Origin of the sequence: Bacillus solitudinis, from assembly GCF_002797395.1 — a bacterium.
In the GTDB taxonomy this organism is placed as follows: domain Bacteria; phylum Bacillota; class Bacilli; order Bacillales; family Bacillaceae_D; genus Halalkalibacter_A; species Halalkalibacter_A solitudinis.
Genome location: NZ_KZ454943.1, coordinates 2,191,948 through 2,208,646 on the forward strand (window position 1 = coordinate 2,191,948; position 16,699 = coordinate 2,208,646).

Below are 16,699 nucleotides of genomic sequence, written 5' to 3' on the forward strand. Positions count from 1 at the left end.
GACTGCGAGTGCTAAGATCCGTAGTCAAGAGGGAAACAGCCCAGACCATCAGCTAAGGTCCCAAAGTATACGTTAAGTGGAAAAGGATGTGGAGTTGCCCAGACAACCAGGATGTTGGCTTAGAAGCAGCCACCATTTAAAGAGTGCGTAATAGCTCACTGGTCGAGTGACTCTGCGCCGAAAATGTACCGGGGCTAAACGTATCACCGAAGCTATGGATTGACACCGTATGGTGTCAGTGGTAGGGGAGCGTTCTAAGTGCAGCGAAGTCAGACCGAGAGGACTGGTGGAGCGCTTAGAAGTGAGAATGCCGGTATGAGTAGCGAAAAGAGGGGTGAGAATCCCCTCCGTCGAAAGCCCAAGGTTTCCTGAGGAAGGCTCGTCCGCTCAGGGTAAGTCGGGACCTAAGCCGAGGCCGAAAGGCGTAGGCGATGGACAACAGGTTGAAATTCCTGTACCACCTCCTCACCGTTTGAGTAATGGGGGGACGCAGTAAGGTAGGGTAAGCGCACTGATGGATATGTGCGTCCAAGCAGTTAGGCTGAGAAGTAGGCAAATCCGCTTCTCGCGAAGGCTGAGCTGTGATGGCGAGGGAAATTAAGTACCGAAGTTCCTGATCCTACACTGCCTAGAAAAGCCTCTAGCGAGGTGAGAGGTGCCCGTACCGCAAACCGACACAGGTAGGCGAGAAGAGAATTCTAAGACGCGCGGGAGAACTCTCGTTAAGGAACTCGGCAAAATGACCCCGTAACTTCGGGAGAAGGGGTGCTCTAGTAGGGTGCAAGCCCGAGAGAGCCGCAGTGAATAGATCCAAGCGACTGTTTAGCAAAAACACAGGTCTCTGCGAAGCCGCAAGGCGAAGTATAGGGGCTGACACCTGCCCGGTGCTGGAAGGTTAAGAGGAGGGGTTATCCTTTTAGGAGAAGCTCTGAATTGAAGCCCCAGTAAACGGCGGCCGTAACTATAACGGTCCTAAGGTAGCGAAATTCCTTGTCGGGTAAGTTCCGACCCGCACGAATGGTGTAACGATTTGGATACTGTCTCAACGAGAGACCCGGTGAAATTATAGTACCTGTGAAGATGCAGGTTACCCGCGACAGGACGGAAAGACCCCATGGAGCTTTACTGTAGCTTGATATTGGATGTTGGTACAGTTTGTACAGGATAGGTAGGAGCCTTGGAAGCGTGAGCGCCAGCTTACGTGGAGGCGTCGGTGGGATACTACCCTGACTGTGCTGACATTCTAACCTCGGACCGTGATCCGGTTCAGGGACAGTGTCAGGTGGGCAGTTTGACTGGGGCGGTCGCCTCCTAAACAGTAACGGAGGCGCCCAAAGGTTCCCTCAGAATGGTTGGAAATCATTCGTAGAGTGCAAAGGCATAAGGGAGCTTGACTGCGAGACCTACAAGTCGAGCAGGGACGAAAGTCGGGCTTAGTGATCCGGTGGTTCCGCATGGAAGGGCCATCGCTCAACGGATAAAAGCTACCCTGGGGATAACAGGCTTATCTCCCCCAAGAGTCCACATCGACGGGGAGGTTTGGCACCTCGATGTCGGCTCATCGCATCCTGGGGCTGAAGTAGGTCCCAAGGGTTGGGCTGTTCGCCCATTAAAGCGGTACGCGAGCTGGGTTCAGAACGTCGTGAGACAGTTCGGTCCCTATCCGTCGCGGGCGCAGGAAATTTGAGAGGAGCTGTCCTTAGTACGAGAGGACCGGGATGGACACACCGCTGGTGTACCAGTTGTTCCGCCAGGAGCATCGCTGGGTAGCTACGTGTGGAAGGGATAAGTGCTGAAAGCATCTAAGCATGAAGCCCCCCTCGAGATGAGATTTCCCATGGAGTAATCCAGTAAGACCCCTCAAAGATGATGAGGTTGATAGGTCTGGTGTGGAAGCGTGGCGACACGTGGAGCTGACAGATACTAATCGGTCGAGGACTTATCCAATATTTCTTGACATGAATGTTTACACATTATCTAGTTTTGAGAGAACTATTCTTTCAATTACATCTTGATTTAACATCAAGACAAAGAGAACCAAGAAGGTCGAGGAAGCAAGTGGCTGAGCAATTGAGTGTATATCAATACACGACATGAGCGAAGACTGCGCAGCTGACAAAGACATTCAAAGGTTATCTGAAGTCTGGTGGCGATAGCGAAGAGGTCACACCCGTTCCCATGCCGAACACGGTCGTTAAGCTCTTCAGCGCCAATGGTAGTTGGGGGCTTCCCCCTGCGAGAGTAGGACGTTGCCAGGCGAAATTTTAATTATTCCACAGTAGCTCAGTGGTAGAGCTATCGGCTGTTAACCGATCGGTCGTAGGTTCGAGTCCTACCTGTGGAGCCATTTTGCTTCCATAGCTCAGCAGGTAGAGCACTACCATGGTAAGGTAGGGGTCAGCGGTTCAAATCCGCTTGGAAGCTCCAGAGGAATACATATATAATGCATCTTTCAGCGATTGTTGGAAGATGCTTTTTGTATCCCCGAAGGACTAAATACATTTAACGGATCTATTATATGTTGGGGGAACCACTGGTAACTTCAGGGTGTACTAGAGCGAGTAAAGAGGAACGCATACCAATTTTTATAGAAGTAGAAGAGGACGGAATATCCATCCTAAAAAGGCCTATTTTGAATAATTAAAGTAAAGCAATTGAATTCAATTTTGAAAGTTCCAAGTTTTCTTAGCTGGGAACCTTCACCCCACCTTAACTAGGGTAGTGGGGAGGCTCGAATATTTCTGAGAAAGGGTACTATATTAACTTTACGAATTTAATTTATCTCTAATTGTTCTGTAATAAAAAATTGAGGTGTTCTTTATTATTAAGAATGTCTGCTAGTGTGTATTCGTCTAGGACGGATAAAAAGGCTTCTGTTGCATCATAAAGAATATGTTTTAATTGACAAGCAGGACTAACAACACATCGATTCAACTCTGGATCAAAGCACTCGACCAACGTGAGGTCCTCTGTTTGGCGGACGACTGCTCCAATATTGATATCTATAGGGTCTAAAGCTAACTCAATTCCCCCATTTCTCCCTCGGACAGTATGGATAAGTCCCTTTTTCCCGAGCTCATGAACGATTTTACTTAGGTGATTAATTGATAACTGATAAGCACTAGCAATTTCTTTTATACTTGATCTTTTTCCTGAATTTTGACTGCCTAGAAATAATAGAAGGCGTAAAGAATAATCTGTGTATGCGGTTAATTGCACGTTTGTTTCCTCCATCCATAAACACATGAGCTTACTCCATTTTATCACATTATATAGCAAGAAATGAAAAGTGAAGACTTTATGAAAAAATCTAAATGATATATTTCTTTTAGAACTTGAGGTTACTTAATATATCAATTATTGAGTGAGAAAATCTTGAGCAAGCATAGTTATGTTGTACCTCTATCAGATTAGTAGAGGTGGGTGAGAGGAACTCAAGAAATCCACTTTTTACTGAGGGGTTCTTAGTGAACTTATCACACCTTATTTTTCTTTGTATGCGTGATTTGACTCATTTTTAAACCTGTAACAGCTCCCACTAGTTTAATATCGATGCCATAATCTAGCATACATTCAGCCACTTCTATTCTAGTTTCTTCTTTTGCTTGATAGCGAACATGGTTTAAAAGAGTCATAAGTTTAAAATTATGTGAATTTTCTTTTGAGTTCAAAGTAACCACTCCTTTTCTTCATTATAGGAATATATGTTCGTATATTCAAGATATTTATAATAAGATTCCTAAAAAATAAAAAAAGGGTTGCCTTCTTATTTTAAATTAGTTATAATATTTTTTGTGCCAGAGAGAAAGATATAGTTTTTATTTTAATTTGGCCCGTTGGTCAAGCGGTTAAGACACCGCCCTTTCACGGCGGTATCACGGGTTCGATTCCCGTACGGGTCACCAAAATTTTCAATTGGAGGATTAGCTCAGCTGGGAGAGCACCTGCCTTACAAGCAGGGGGTCGGCGGTTCGATCCCGTCATCCTCCACCATATATTTGCTGGATAAGTTTCCTTTTTTGACCTCTAGGCTAACGTGGATTGTCTAATGGTTTTTGAAGACTATATTCTTAGTTAGGGAATTATCAGGCCGGCCTAGCTCAATTGGTAGAGCAACTGACTTGTAATCAGTAGGTTGGGGGTTCAAGTCCTCTGGCCGGCACCAAGTCTCTCATGCTACTTGCGGCTGCGTAGAAGATCTATTATTTTACGATCATAGGCCTAGAATGATGAATACTAAATTCTCATTAATCTGGAGGGGTAGCGAAGTGGCTAAACGCGGCGGACTGTAAATCCGCTCCTTTCGGGTTCGGCGGTTCGAATCCGTCCCCCTCCACCATTTATTATTGGGCTATCGCCAAGCGGTAAGGCAACGGATTTTGATTCCGTCATGCGTTGGTTCGAATCCAGCTAGCCCAGCCATTTTCGAGCCATTAGCTCAGTTGGTAGAGCATCTGACTTTTAATCAGAGGGTCGAAGGTTCGAATCCTTCATGGCTCATTTGCGGAAGTAGTTCAGTGGTAGAACACCACCTTGCCAAGGTGGGGGTCGCGGGTTCGAATCCCGTCTTCCGCTCCAAAGATATGGGGCCTTAGCTCAGCTGGGAGAGCGCCTGCCTTGCACGCAGGAGGTCAGCGGTTCGATCCCGCTAGGCTCCACCATACATATATAAATATAAAGCCTTAGATACACTTATCTAAGGCTTTTTTTGAACTTTTCAATTTGCTATAGTGGAATATCTGTTTAATAGCTTGTCTAATTTTTGACTTTGGATAATGATATCTTCTGAGTGTAAGCCTTTGGAGTTTGCTAGTTCATTTAAAGTTTGGCGGTTAGCTTCGATTTCTTGCAGTAGTTGTGTGACAGATTTTGAACTCATCGACGTCACGTCCCTTCTGTTAATATTTAAGCGATTATAGACAAAGTTGTTGTTTGTAATTAATGTTCTTATTTGTAAGTATACCCAAAAAAGGGTGTGTAAAACATTTTGTCCTATTTATTTGAATGTTCCGTGTTAGAATAGAAGAAAGAATGAAACCGAATTAGAATGACATTCGTATAAATAAAAGAGAGACATTGTGAGCAGGGGTATAGCTATGGAGAAATTAGTGAAACGACTGATTAAAGAAGTTCGAAAAGGTGACGAGGAAGCATTTGCTGAGCTTGTTGAATTGTATAAAGATAAAGTGTATCAAGTTGCCTATCGAATGGTTGGCAACCCACAGGAAGCGCAAGACGTTGCCCAGGAAGCCTTTCTCCGTGCATACACAAATATTGAACGATTTGACCTGGAGAGGAAATTTTCGACGTGGTTATTTCGGATAGCAACTAATGTTGCGATTGATCGCTTGCGGAAGAAAAAGGCTGATTTTTCTCTTCAAGATGCGGTGAATGGTGCTGAGGGACTTACGTATGAATCACAAATTGCTGCAGAACAGGAACTTCCTGAAGATCAGGTTGTCACGTTGGAAATGCAAGAATGGATCCAAGATGAGATTAATAAATTACCAATAAAGTACCGGACGGCAATTATTTTAAAATATATTGAGGATCTTTCATTAAAAGAAATTAGTAGTATTTTAGATATGCCCGTTTCTACAGTAAAGACGAGAATTCATCGAGGGCGAGAAGCATTGCGAAAGCGGATGCGTCATGTATAGAGGGAGGGCAGTGTCATGAATTGTGAACATCGTTATTTCGAACTAATTCATAAATATTTAGATGGTGATGCAACAGAAACAGAAAAGCTAGATCTAGAAATGCATGTAGCCAACTGTTCCTCATGTGATGAACACTTAAGGGAATTAAAAAAAGCGATTGCCTTTGTTCAGAGCTCTTCGCATATCGAGGCGCCAGCTAACTTTACAGGCGCGGTCATGGCAAAGCTTCCAAAGCGTAAATCTGCATCAGTATGGAAACAATGGACCAGAAAGCATCCACTTGCTATTGCAGCTGCGGTTTTTTTGTTATTGATGTCTGTAAGTGTTACATCGGTCTGGGTGAACGGTGATGAACAAGTGACGGTTACTGGTTCAGGAAATGTTCTTATTGACCGAGAAAGTGGGAAAGTTGTTGTTCCTGAAGGAGAAATTATTGAAGGCGACCTCGTTGTTCGAAATGGTGATCTTCTTGTTGAAGGAGAAGTTCGGGGGAATATCTTACTTGTAAATAGTGAGCCTTATTATGCCTCGGCAGGACATGTGACTGGTGAAGTTTCCGAAGTGAATCAAGCATTAGAGTGGGTTTGGTACCATATAAAGAACATCTTTACAGAGTCTATTTCTCTTGTGAAGGATGAATAGGTTAGAAACCCCTCTACATAGCCTTTCTAGAGAGGTATTGCGTCGGTAAAGGGGTTTTGAGACGAGCTTTACTCATCTTTGTGATATAATGTAACTGTTAATGAACGATAAATGATGTTTGCGCAAGTATAAATATGTAAAAGCTGTAATATGAATTGCTCATTTTTAGAGCGATGCTTTTTTGATGCCAAGGATTTGGAGGAAAAGAATGTTTCCGATAGAAGACTTTCGTGTGCTCAATTATTTTGGACAAATTGTAGATATATTGCTTGTGACCTATGTTGTCTACAAACTCATTATGATTATAAGAGGAACGAAAGCTGTACAGTTAGTAAAAGGGATTACCGTCATACTTGCTGTATGGTTACTAAGTAGTTTCTTTGGTTTGCGTACACTTGAATTTATTATGTCACAAACCGTAACCTATGGTTTACTTGCTATTATTATTATTTTTCAGCCTGAACTTAGACGTGGTCTTGAACAAATAGGAAGAGGTAAGTTATTCTCAAGTCGATCAGTACCTGAGGAAGACCTTATTCAAAAATCAATTAACTCCATCGTAAAAGCCTCAACCTATATGGGTAAGCGTAGGATTGGAGCTTTAATGTCATTGGAGCGAGAGACAGGCATGAATGATTATGTGGAAACAGGCATTCAAATGAATGCAAACCTAACATCAGAGCTCCTGATTAATACTTTTATTCCAAATACACCACTTCATGATGGCGCAGTAATTTTGAAAGAAAATACAATATTAGCAGCCGCCTGTTATCTACCTCTATCAGAAAATCCCTTCATTTCAAAAGAACTTGGTACGCGGCATAGAGCCGCATTAGGGGTTAGTGAGGTAACAGATTGTGTCACAATTATTGTCTCAGAGGAAACAGGAAATATTTCGTTAACGAAAAATGGCGAGCTACATCGTGATTTAGATGAAGAGCAGTTAAGAATGCTTCTTGAAAAAGAGTTTCTTACGGATACAAAACAAACCTCGTCTTCTCGTTGGCAATGGGGAGGGAAGAAAAATGGATAGATTGTTTAATAGCCATTGGTTTGTAAAAATCATTTCTTTTTTTATTGCATTAATGCTCTTTACAATGGTAAATTTGGATAATATTAGTAGCCAACCTGGTGTCCTACCATCTATTAGTAATGGTTCCTATACATTGGAAGAAGTAGAGCTAACCGTATTATACGACGATGAGAATTATGCGGTGACTGATAAAACGGAGCACGTCCAAGTCAATATCCGTGGGCCGCAAAGTGTCATTACATATTTCCAGCTTATTCGTCCAACTTACGAGGTTTTTGTTGATGTAACGGAGCGAGAAGAAGGAGTTCACACATTGAGTGTTCAACATCGTGGTTTCCCAAGTGAGTTAACCGTTTCAATTGTCCCTCAATTTGTAAGGGTGGAACTACAGGAGAAGCAGACAACTTCATTACCTGTTGATGTTGAATTGATAAATGCCGAACAAGTAGAAGAGGGGTATACGGTCGGCACACCTATTGTCACACCGATGAATGTCGAAGTAACAGCTGCTAGAGAAATCATTGCATCTGTTGCTTCGGCAAAAGCCTATGTGAACGTAGCAGGGGCGAACAAGGGAATAGAAGAAGCTGTACCAGTAAAGTTGTACGACGATAATGGGGATGAACTGCAGTTGAATGTAGATCCTTCTATTGTTGATGTGAGAGTACCTGTGACGAGTCCAAATAAATCTGTTCCAGTGAAAGTTAGCCGTGAAGGATCATTACGCGAAGGGCTAAGTGTGGATTCAATTACAGTTGAACCAAACTCGGTTACGATTTATGGACCAAGTGAAGTCATCGATGATATTAATATACTTGAGGGAGTCATCATTAACCTTGACGAAGTGACAGAAAGCCAAACACTTGAAGTGCCTCTTCCTGTACCGAGAGGTGTTGAAAATATTGACCCTGAGGTTGTTAAAGTACACGTCACTGTTTCTGAGGAGCAATCAATTGTCTGGACAGACATTCCAATTGAAATCATAGGATCTACGGATTCGTTTGATGTTAGTTTTGCAGAAGGACAATCAGATCAAACATCCGTAACAATTCTTGGTTCCAAAACATTGCTCGATAAATTAACATTGGACGACATGCAAGCATTTATTGATATAAGTGAAGAATCAGTAGGTGAACAAGAAGTACCAATTCAATTTAATGGACCACCGAATATTCGTTTTATTCCAGAGGAAGAAAATATTCACATAAGAATAACGACACGTTCTGAGTAAGGATATTAAGGAGAGATTATATAATGGGTAAATATTTTGGTACAGATGGTGTAAGAGGTGTGGCAAATACTGAACTTACACCTGAGCTTGCGTTTAAATTAGGTAGAATGGGCGGCTATGTGCTCACGAAGGAAAGAGAGAAGCCGAGAATTGTTATCGGACGTGATACTAGAATCTCAGGTGAAATGTTAGAAAGTGCTCTTGTGGCAGGATTGCTTTCAATTGGAGCAGAGGTAATGCGTCTAGGTGTTATTTCAACCCCAGGTGTTGCCTTCTTAACGAAAGCATTAAGCGCGGATGCTGGTGTGATGATATCGGCTTCTCATAATCCTGTTCCTGACAACGGTATTAAATTTTTTGGGCCTGATGGCTTTAAACTTCTAGATGAACAAGAGAAGGAAATCGAGAAACTTTTAGATTCTGAAGACGGACTGCCACGCCCTACTGGTGCTGCTTTAGGTCAAGTGAATGACTATTTTGAAGGTGGTCAGAAATATTTACAGTTCCTAAAACAAACAGTACAAGAGGACTTTGCGGGAATTCACATTGTCTTAGATTGTGCACATGGTGCGGCCTCTTCCTTGGCCCCGCATTTATTTGCAGATTTGGAAGCTGATATTTCAACAATGGGAACTTCACCAAATGGGTTGAATATTAATGAGGGCTGTGGCTCTACGCATCCCGAGGATTTAGCAAGCCTTGTTGTTGAAAAGGGTGCGAATATAGGGCTAGCGTTTGATGGTGATGCGGACCGCTTGATTGCTGTGGATGAAAAAGGTCAAATTGTTGATGGAGACCATATTATGTTTATCTGTGCAAAGTATATGAAAGAGCAAGGCTGGTTGAACCATGGTACAGTCGTATCTACGGTGATGAGCAACCTTGGCTTTTATAAGGCGCTTCGGGAGTATAATATTGACACAAAGCAAACTGGGGTAGGCGATCGTTACGTTATGGAAGAGATGCGTAAAGGTGGCTATAATCTAGGAGGAGAGCAATCAGGACATATTATTTTCCTAGATCATATTACGACAGGAGACGGTATGCTGTCAGCTCTTCAGCTTGTAAATATCATGAAAATGACAAATAGACCATTATCTGAACTAGCTGCTGAGATGCAAACATTCCCGCAGAAACTTGTGAATATTCCTGTCACTGATAAACATGGGGTTCAGGAAAACGCTCGGGTAAGTGCATCAATTGAGAAAGTTGAATCAGAAATGAATGGGGATGGCCGCGTTTTAGTTAGACCTTCAGGAACAGAGCCTTTAGTTCGTGTTATGGTTGAGGCGAAAACGAGTGAGCTTTGCGAACAATACGTTAACGAAATTGCTGAAGTGGTAAAAGCTGAAATGGGTTTAACAGAATAGAAAAATTCGATGCATAAGTATCACGTTTGACGATACTTATGCATATTTTTAATAGAGCCATCAAGATTACGAAGAGTGTTGGGTTTTGTTGATGATTGACGTACTGACCTCATTCTTGTATGATTAATCTGATTTATCCTTGAAAGGAGGATTGTTTGAAAGATTTATAAAGCGCCAGGACTATCCTTAGGAAAAAAGGGTAGTTGACGAGGAGAGGGTTTATCGATGGTTCGGCGGATGCCCTCCGGTTGCAGCATGGCAGCCGTTAAGCTTCTGAAAAAACAAAGAGGTGACTCTTTGCACAAAGTCAGAAGTTTACATGCATAAAAAGACAAACAAAGAGTGGGGGCAAGATGCCCTCGATGTCACTTGCCCCCAACTACGGGAGGTACTTATTCTATGTGTGGAATTGTAGGTTATATTGGATCTAAAGATGCTAAGGAAGTTTTATTACGTGGTCTTGAAAAGCTTGAATATAGAGGATATGATTCAGCGGGAATCGCCATCGTCAATAAGGATGGAGTCCATGTATTTAAAGAAAAGGGACGAATAGCTGCATTGCGTAATGTGGTGGATACAGCGGTGAGCGGAACGGCTGGAATTGGGCACACTCGTTGGGCAACACACGGCGTACCAAGTCGTGTTAATGCGCATCCACATCAAAGCGAAACAGAGCGATTTACTCTTGTTCATAATGGCGTTATTGAAAACTATGAGAAACTTAAACGTGAATACTTAGCAGATATTGAGCTTACTAGTGATACAGATACGGAGATTATTGTTCAGCTTGTGGAACGTTTTGCTCGCGAAGAAAAGGACGTAGAAGCCGCAATTAGCAAGACGTTATCTCTTCTCAAAGGTTCGTATGCAACGGCCATTCTAGATAAGCAAGATTCTAGTAAGGTGTATGTGGGTAAGAATAAAAGCCCATTACTAATTGGAGTTGGTGATGGGGTGAATGTCATTGCTTCAGATGCAATGGCCATGCTTCAAGTGACAAATCAATTCCTTGAGATTATGGATGAGGAGCTTGTCATTGTCACTCGTGATAATGTAACGGTTAAAACATTAGAGGGGACGGTTGTTGAGCGTGACCCTTTTACAGCAGAATTAGATGAGAGTGATATTGAAAAAGGAACTTATCCTCATTTCATGTTAAAAGAAATTGATGAACAACCTTTTGTGATGAGAAACATCATCCAAAAATATCAAAATGAAGATGGATCTGTGCGCTTAGAAGAGGATATTCGCCAAGCGATGACTTCTTCAGATCGTATCTATATTATTGCAGCTGGCACAAGTTATCATGCAGGGCTTGTCGGAAAGCAATTAATCGAAAAGCTCACAAACTGTCCAGTAGAGGTTCATATTGCAAGTGAGTTTTTATACAATATGCCTGTATTATCGAAAAACCCACTCTTTGTATTTATCTCTCAAAGTGGAGAGACGGCAGACCTTCGTGGTGTACTTGTTGAAGTGAAGAAGCTTGGATACAAAACACTGACGGTTACAAATGTCCCTGGTTCTACGCTATCTCGTGAAGCAGACTTTACACTACACACGTATGCAGGACCTGAAATTGCAGTAGCTTCAACGAAAGCCTATACGGCACAAATGGCTGTCTTTACGTTGTTAGCTGTCGACACAGCAAAGGCAAAGGGGATTGAATTAGATTTTGATCCACTTCAAGAGCTTGGCATCGTCGCGAGTGTGATGGAAACACTTTGTGACCAGAAGGAAAGCTTTGAACAAATTGCTCGTGACTTCCTATCAGTAACTCGTAATTGCTTCTTTATTGGGCGTGCCACTGATTACTATGTTTGCTTAGAAGGATCTTTAAAGTTGAAGGAAATTTCTTATATTCAAGCAGAAGGCTTTGCTGGTGGGGAACTAAAGCATGGTACAATTGCTTTAATTGAAGATGGAACGCCTGTTGTGGCACTTGCGACACAAGACCATGTAAACTTAAGTATTCGTGGGAATGTGAAAGAGGTTGTAGCACGTGGTGCAGCACCTTGTATCATTAGTATGGAAGGTATGGAAGAGAAGGACGACACATTTGTTATCCCAACGGTTCATAAGCTGTTGACACCACTTGTTTCAGTTATTCCAATGCAACTAATCGCTTATTATGCAGCCTTGCACCGGGATTGTGATGTTGATAAGCCCAGAAACTTAGCAAAAAGTGTAACGGTAGAGTAAGTAAGTTTTAATTAAATATGAGATTGTGGCTTTGACATAAAGTCGTACCGTTTTGAAGAAAGTTATACCGTTTATAAAAAATTCACCGTTTCACCCCTTTAGATATGATTGTCTAAAGGGGTGTTTTTATGTCCAAAAGAAAAAAACATCTAAAAATGAGAAGTAGGTTAAAAAAGGTCGAGGTTCTGGTATAGGTGCGGATTATAAATAGCTAATAAATAATATTCACAATATTGAGAATTTTTAACAAGTGTGGTACTTTGTTGTAAGTAAATGTTATTTTTGTAATAATAAATATGTATATCCTCATAATGGTAGTGTCATAGACTCTTAAAAAACAAGATTCCATTCACAAGGAGGACAGATCATGAACAATGTTTATCAAGATGGCAAGGATTTTGCAAAGTCCTACATACGACCCTACACTGAATTGACGGATCAGGAGTTGAGATTTCCTGAAGAATCGTTCAAGGCACTGGGGGAAAAGGGCTTTTTAAAATTGCTTGTACCTGAAGAATATGGTGGATACGGCAAAGGACTTGTCGAACATGCCCAGGCTTGTCTAGCCTTTGCAGAGACGTGTGCGACTACTGCTCTTTGCTATATGATGCATAATGTTGCCTTGATGTGTGTTTTAACGCATGGAAGTGACGAACTTAAGAAAGAGATTTTTACAGATATTGTAGAAAAGGGGAAGTTCTTAGCTTTAGCCTATAGCGAAATCGGGACAGGAACACACTTCTATAAACCAGAAATTACAGCTGAGGTTAATGGTGACTACACAACTTTTAACGGTACAAAGAGCATGGTCACTTCGGCTACGTATGCTTCTTATTATCTCGTTCTAGCGCCATCTGTAGAAGAAGAAAAAATAAACAACTGGGTCATCCCTCTGGAGGAAAAAGGCTTAACGTTTGCAAGTTCAGATTGGCAAGGTCTTGGAATGAGGGGGAACTCGTCATGTCCGATGCACATTGATAATGTGACTTTGCACTCCTTTTACCGCATTGGAGAAGAAGGCTCTGGTGAAGAGCAAGTATTCAAAGTCGTAGCCCCATTCTTCATCCTAGGATTAGGTGCAGTATATAGTGGTATTGCCATGCATATGTTTGAAATCGTAAGCCATCATGCTGTGGATCGGAAATACCCTGATGGACGTTCACTTTCTAATATTGAAACAGTCCAAGTACATATCGGCCATATTTATAAACAGGCAACTGTAGCAAAAGCAATGACCTTAGATGCAGCACAAACAGGAGCGAACGGAGATGCAGATGCACTTGCAAAGATCCTGGCGGCCAGAATTTTCGCATCTGAAGCTGCAATCGACTGTGGAACGCTTGCTATGAGAGTTGGAGGAGGAAAAGCCTACAATAAGGCATTACCGATTGAGAGACTTTTGAGAGATGCATATGCAGGGCAAGTTATGGCTCCAAGCACCGACGTTCTGAATGTTTGGCTTGGTAAAGCATTAACAGGTCAGAGGATTCCATAATAAACAGGGAGGAGTGAGTTCATTGAATAACGATAAAATAAAAGTAGGAGCCGTTATTTATGATCCGCGGGTTACAGTGATCTGGGGGATTATAGCTGATTTTTTCAAGGAGGAAGGGCTTGAAATAGAATGTGTCTTTTATAAGGATTATGAAGGTCAGGTAGACGGATTATTGAACAGGGAAATAGACATTGCCTGGAATTCTCCTCTAGCATGGTTGGACACGTATTTGCGAACCGATGGAAAATGCCAGATGGGTTCAATGAGAGATACGGATAGAGACAGAAAGACCTGCATCATTGTCAGAAAAGATAGCGGTATCACAAATGTTGCGGGGTTAAAGGGCAAGATGATTGGTTTTGGTGCTATCGACTCACCTCAAGCAAGACTGATCCCGATCAACTTTTTACATAAAAAATATGGGCTTGAGTATGGTGAGGATTACACGGAGAAATTGTTTAATATTGGCATCGGTCTTCATGGCGACCATGTAGGAGGAGAGTTAGATGCTCTCAAAGCATTGTTGGCAGGTACTGTAGACGCATCTGTCACATTGGATTTAAACTGGGAAGCTTGGAAGAAGGATGGCACGATTGATGAGAATCAATTGTTATGTATTGATACGACAGATGTATTTGATCACTGTATTTTCGTTGCACATCCTGAGTTTTCAACGGAAAGGTTTATAGAATGGGAAAAGGTGCTTAATAAAATGGATTACAATAATGAAGACCATAAGAAGATGATGGATATGGAAGGCCTAAAGGAATGGGTTGAAGGCAGAATTACAGGATTTGAGCAATTACGTGAAGCGAATGATTATCTGAAGTTCCTTAACACGTAATTTTTGATAAATCAAATTTCACGTGTCGATCAGAATCAACCGCTTCTATTAAACTAGTTTATACAACAACAGCCTTGAAAAAGAGAAGCGTTGGTTATCTGTTGCTTCTCTTTACCTATTTACATCCACTTTAGGAGATGAGAAAAATGAAAAGGCCATTACCGCTATTTCCTACTACTTTAATGGGAAGCATGCCTAGATCAAAAGAGGTTCTAAGCGCACTCAGAAAGATGAGAAGAGGAACGATTGAACGAAGTGACTTTAACGAGCTGATTGAGATGGAAACCGAAAAGGTGATTAAGCTACAAGAGGATCTTGGGATTGACATCATCACAAGTGGAGAAATTGGGCGGGATAACTATGTGTCCTTCATTGCCGATAAAATTGGTGGCGTTGAAATGATGAGCATGAGTGAAATGCTCGATTATATTGATGATAAACAAGCTTTTGAAACTATTTTGACCACGCTTGATGTTCCAGCAATCAGTATTAAAAATGCCATTTGTGTCGGCAAGCTGAAATACAAAGGTGGTATTGTCGCAGATGAGCTTAGGACAATGAAGAAATTTACCAATAAACCCGTAAAGATTACATTACCAGGTCCCTATCTTCTTACTAGATCAATGTGGCTTCCTAATCTCTCCAGTAAGTTTTACGGGAGTAAGGAGGAACTTGGGCAAGATGTTATAAAGATTATGAAGGAAGAGATAGACACTCTGATCAACATCGGAGTTGATGTGATTCAATTTGATGAACCAGTATTGACCGAGGTTGTTTTCACAGATGGAAAGCCAAGGTCGTTTATGTGCGCGGCTCTTTCCGAAAGAAAGGATCCTAAAGAGGAGTTAGAATTCGCCAGTTCCTTGATTGGGCAAATTATGGAGTATATTGATAGAACAAAGACTGTTACTTCTCTTCATGTCTGCAGAGGAAACTGGAGCAAAAATGAGAGCATATTATTGACAGGGCCCTATACGCCGCTGCTTGAGTTATTTGCGAAGGTAAATCCCGATCTATTGACACTTGAATTCTCAACACCAAGGGCAGGAGAGCTGAGTTCCTTATTGTCTGATACAAGAATTCTTAAGAATACAGCACTTGGTTTAGGTGTCATCAATCCACGTACAGATGAAATTGAGACAATCGACTCGATTCTTTCAAGAGTGGAAGAAGCCATAAATGAACTTCCAAAGGAAAAAATATGGCTCAATACTGACTGCGGGTTTGCAACCTTCTCAAATAGTCCAGTTAACATACTTGAAACTATCTCGGGTAAAATTCGCTCACTAACAGAAGCTGCTTCAATGCTAAGGAGCAACTATGAATAACGAGCCGAGAGATAAAATAAACTCATTATATGAGTCCAGAGTTTTTGATATGAGCTTTAGGGGAACGTCTAATGATCTCTCATCTGTGAAAATGTATACAAATAAAAATAGCTTTCAGATTGAAAAGCAAGTAAGTTTTGACTCGGAATACGAGCAAATTAGCAGTCTAGAATATTTCGCAGGGTCTGTTTTAAGTAGCATTCTATTAACGCTTTTAGAACAGTCCAAAAAGAAGGGTTCCATTATTGAAGAAATTGAAGGAGTTTTGAATCTTTCACTGGAAAACCCTCTATCCTTGTTAGGTGTAAGAGGTTATGATGAAGAACCGTGTATAAATAAAATAACGGTAACCGTTTATTTATATGCTGAGCTTGAGGACAGTGATTTTTCTGATTTTTGCACCAAGGCGCTCAATCATTCACCTGTTTATAATACTTTAAAGAGATCCATGGATCTTGAAGTAAACTTTAAAAAGCTTGTATGAGGAGCCAAGTTCAACATATCCAAATGAAGCCATTCATTATTAATGAGTCCGAGAATCTGTTGGGGATTCTCGGACTTCTGTTACTAGATTGAGAGCCATTTTTCTTTCTGTTTCATGGAGAGTAAGGAGCCCCAGCTTTTTAGCTTTTCCGATCCTCCTTTAAAGGTAGAACGAGAAATCTCGTGATCATGGTACTCTTCGTTGATCGCTTTTAAGGTCGTCCTGATTTTTGCATTGCATACCCAGGGAAGTTTAGCCGCAAATCGAACCAGTTGCTTCGAACCTACACGTTCCGCCTTTATGAAGGCATAATTAAACTTCAACATCCACATTTCCATGTTTATTAAATTCCTTCAAACTAGTAAATTGCGTATACCCTTTAAATCTTTCAATATGGACAGATTTTAAAT

14 protein-coding genes, 10 tRNA genes, 1 rRNA gene and 3 other annotated features are annotated in these 16,699 nt (G+C 41.5%); of the genes, 21 read left to right on the forward strand and 4 right to left on the reverse strand.

What is annotated here, in order from left to right; all coding sequences use genetic code 11:
- Positions 1 to 42 precede the first annotated feature (42 nt).
- Positions 43 to 240 (forward strand) — a sequence feature (23S ribosomal RNA rRNA prediction is too short).
- Positions 241 to 315: 75 nt separating this feature from the next.
- Positions 316 to 1,065, forward strand: a sequence feature (23S ribosomal RNA rRNA prediction is too short).
- A 1-nt stretch (position 1,066) separates the two neighbouring features.
- Positions 1,067 to 1,935: a sequence feature (23S ribosomal RNA rRNA prediction is too short), on the forward strand.
- A 207-nt stretch (positions 1,936 to 2,142) separates the two neighbouring features.
- The 3 genes from rrf to CEF19_RS10515 all read left to right on the forward strand — a co-directional run bounded on the left by rrf (position 2,143) and on the right by CEF19_RS10515 (position 2,427).
- Positions 2,143 to 2,258, forward strand: a 5S ribosomal RNA gene (gene rrf / locus CEF19_RS10505).
- Positions 2,259 to 2,272: 14 nt separating this feature from the next.
- Positions 2,273 to 2,347 (forward strand) — tRNA-Asn (locus CEF19_RS10510).
- Positions 2,348 to 2,351: 4 nt separating this feature from the next.
- Positions 2,352 to 2,427: transfer RNA gene (locus CEF19_RS10515), tRNA-Thr, on the forward strand.
- Between the two features lie 357 nt (positions 2,428 to 2,784).
- Here CEF19_RS10515 and CEF19_RS10520 read toward each other — a convergent pair.
- Both CEF19_RS10520 and CEF19_RS10525 read right to left on the reverse strand, forming a co-directional pair.
- On the reverse strand, positions 2,785 to 3,219 hold the full coding sequence (locus tag CEF19_RS10520) for an Rrf2 family transcriptional regulator (protein ID WP_100408278.1): 435 nt from the start codon (positions 3,217 to 3,219) through the stop codon (positions 2,785 to 2,787).
- A gap of 257 nt (positions 3,220 to 3,476) precedes the next feature.
- The gene (locus tag CEF19_RS10525) at positions 3,477 to 3,671 is read right to left on the reverse strand and encodes a hypothetical protein (protein WP_100406034.1); all 195 of its coding nucleotides are present in this window, start codon (positions 3,669 to 3,671) and stop codon (positions 3,477 to 3,479) included.
- A gap of 159 nt (positions 3,672 to 3,830) precedes the next feature.
- On the opposite strand from CEF19_RS10525, the gene CEF19_RS10530 reads away from it, so the two are divergent.
- The 8 genes from CEF19_RS10530 to CEF19_RS10565 all read left to right on the forward strand — a co-directional run bounded on the left by CEF19_RS10530 (position 3,831) and on the right by CEF19_RS10565 (position 4,661).
- Positions 3,831 to 3,905, forward strand: a tRNA-Glu gene (locus CEF19_RS10530).
- A gap of 12 nt (positions 3,906 to 3,917) precedes the next feature.
- Positions 3,918 to 3,993 (forward strand) — tRNA-Val (locus CEF19_RS10535).
- A gap of 96 nt (positions 3,994 to 4,089) precedes the next feature.
- Positions 4,090 to 4,165 (forward strand) — tRNA-Thr (locus CEF19_RS10540).
- An 89-nt stretch (positions 4,166 to 4,254) separates the two neighbouring features.
- Positions 4,255 to 4,339: transfer RNA gene (locus CEF19_RS10545), tRNA-Tyr, on the forward strand.
- Positions 4,340 to 4,347: 8 nt separating this feature from the next.
- A tRNA-Gln gene (locus tag CEF19_RS10550) sits at positions 4,348 to 4,422 on the forward strand.
- A gap of 5 nt (positions 4,423 to 4,427) precedes the next feature.
- A tRNA-Lys gene (locus CEF19_RS10555) sits at positions 4,428 to 4,500 on the forward strand.
- 3 nt (positions 4,501 to 4,503) lie between these two features.
- Positions 4,504 to 4,578, forward strand: a tRNA-Gly gene (locus CEF19_RS10560).
- 7 nt (positions 4,579 to 4,585) lie between these two features.
- Positions 4,586 to 4,661, forward strand: a tRNA-Ala gene (locus CEF19_RS10565).
- A 56-nt stretch (positions 4,662 to 4,717) separates the two neighbouring features.
- On the opposite strand, the gene CEF19_RS24250 is transcribed toward CEF19_RS10565, so the two are convergent.
- Positions 4,718 to 4,879: an aspartyl-phosphate phosphatase Spo0E family protein gene (locus CEF19_RS24250; RefSeq protein WP_100406035.1), complete on the reverse strand. Its 162-nt coding sequence runs from the start codon at positions 4,877 to 4,879 to the stop codon at positions 4,718 to 4,720.
- A gap of 217 nt (positions 4,880 to 5,096) precedes the next feature.
- Between CEF19_RS24250 and sigW the strand changes: the two genes are divergently transcribed.
- From sigW to CEF19_RS10620, 10 genes are all read left to right on the forward strand, one after another.
- Positions 5,097 to 5,660 carry an RNA polymerase sigma factor SigW gene (sigW, locus tag CEF19_RS10575; RefSeq protein WP_100406036.1) on the forward strand — a complete coding sequence of 188 codons (564 nt, stop codon included), beginning with the start codon at positions 5,097 to 5,099 and terminating at the stop codon, positions 5,658 to 5,660.
- A gap of 15 nt (positions 5,661 to 5,675) precedes the next feature.
- The gene (locus CEF19_RS10580) at positions 5,676 to 6,302 is read left to right on the forward strand and encodes an anti-sigma factor family protein (RefSeq protein ID WP_100406037.1); all 627 of its coding nucleotides are present in this window, start codon (positions 5,676 to 5,678) and stop codon (positions 6,300 to 6,302) included.
- 208 nt (positions 6,303 to 6,510) lie between these two features.
- Entirely contained in the window at positions 6,511 to 7,335 is an 825-nt protein-coding gene (cdaA, locus tag CEF19_RS10585; RefSeq protein WP_100406038.1) for a diadenylate cyclase CdaA, read from the forward strand.
- Positions 7,328 to 8,566, forward strand: a complete 1,239-nt coding sequence (locus CEF19_RS10590) for a CdaR family protein (RefSeq protein ID WP_100406039.1) — start codon at positions 7,328 to 7,330, stop codon at positions 8,564 to 8,566. The genes cdaA and CEF19_RS10590 overlap by 8 nt, the downstream gene beginning before the upstream one ends.
- A 23-nt stretch (positions 8,567 to 8,589) precedes the next feature.
- Positions 8,590 to 9,936 (forward strand): phosphoglucosamine mutase, encoded by a 1,347-nt coding sequence (glmM, locus tag CEF19_RS10595; protein WP_100406040.1) that lies wholly within the window; start codon positions 8,590 to 8,592, stop codon positions 9,934 to 9,936.
- 399 nt (positions 9,937 to 10,335) lie between these two features.
- Positions 10,336 to 12,138 (forward strand): glutamine--fructose-6-phosphate transaminase (isomerizing), encoded by a 1,803-nt coding sequence (gene glmS / locus CEF19_RS10600; protein WP_100406041.1) that lies wholly within the window; start codon positions 10,336 to 10,338, stop codon positions 12,136 to 12,138.
- A gap of 367 nt (positions 12,139 to 12,505) precedes the next feature.
- A complete protein-coding gene (locus CEF19_RS10605) occupies positions 12,506 to 13,633 on the forward strand; it encodes an acyl-CoA dehydrogenase family protein (RefSeq protein ID WP_100406042.1) in 1,128 nt (375 codons plus the stop codon).
- Between the two features lie 22 nt (positions 13,634 to 13,655).
- The gene (locus CEF19_RS10610) at positions 13,656 to 14,477 is read left to right on the forward strand and encodes a phosphate/phosphite/phosphonate ABC transporter substrate-binding protein (protein ID WP_100406043.1); all 822 of its coding nucleotides are present in this window, start codon (positions 13,656 to 13,658) and stop codon (positions 14,475 to 14,477) included.
- Positions 14,478 to 14,623: 146 nt separating this feature from the next.
- Positions 14,624 to 15,805: a cobalamin-independent methionine synthase II family protein gene (locus tag CEF19_RS10615; protein ID WP_100406044.1), complete on the forward strand. Its 1,182-nt coding sequence runs from the start codon at positions 14,624 to 14,626 to the stop codon at positions 15,803 to 15,805.
- Positions 15,798 to 16,289, forward strand: coding sequence for an OsmC family protein (locus tag CEF19_RS10620; protein ID WP_100406045.1), 492 nt, complete (start codon positions 15,798 to 15,800; stop codon positions 16,287 to 16,289). Before CEF19_RS10615 ends, CEF19_RS10620 begins: the two co-directional genes overlap by 8 nt.
- 83 nt (positions 16,290 to 16,372) lie before the next feature.
- Here CEF19_RS10620 and CEF19_RS10625 read toward each other — a convergent pair whose 3' ends face one another.
- Complete coding sequence (locus tag CEF19_RS10625; RefSeq protein WP_100406046.1) at positions 16,373 to 16,627, reverse strand: hypothetical protein; 255 nt, start codon at positions 16,625 to 16,627, stop codon at positions 16,373 to 16,375.
- Positions 16,628 to 16,699: the final 72 nt, after the last annotated feature.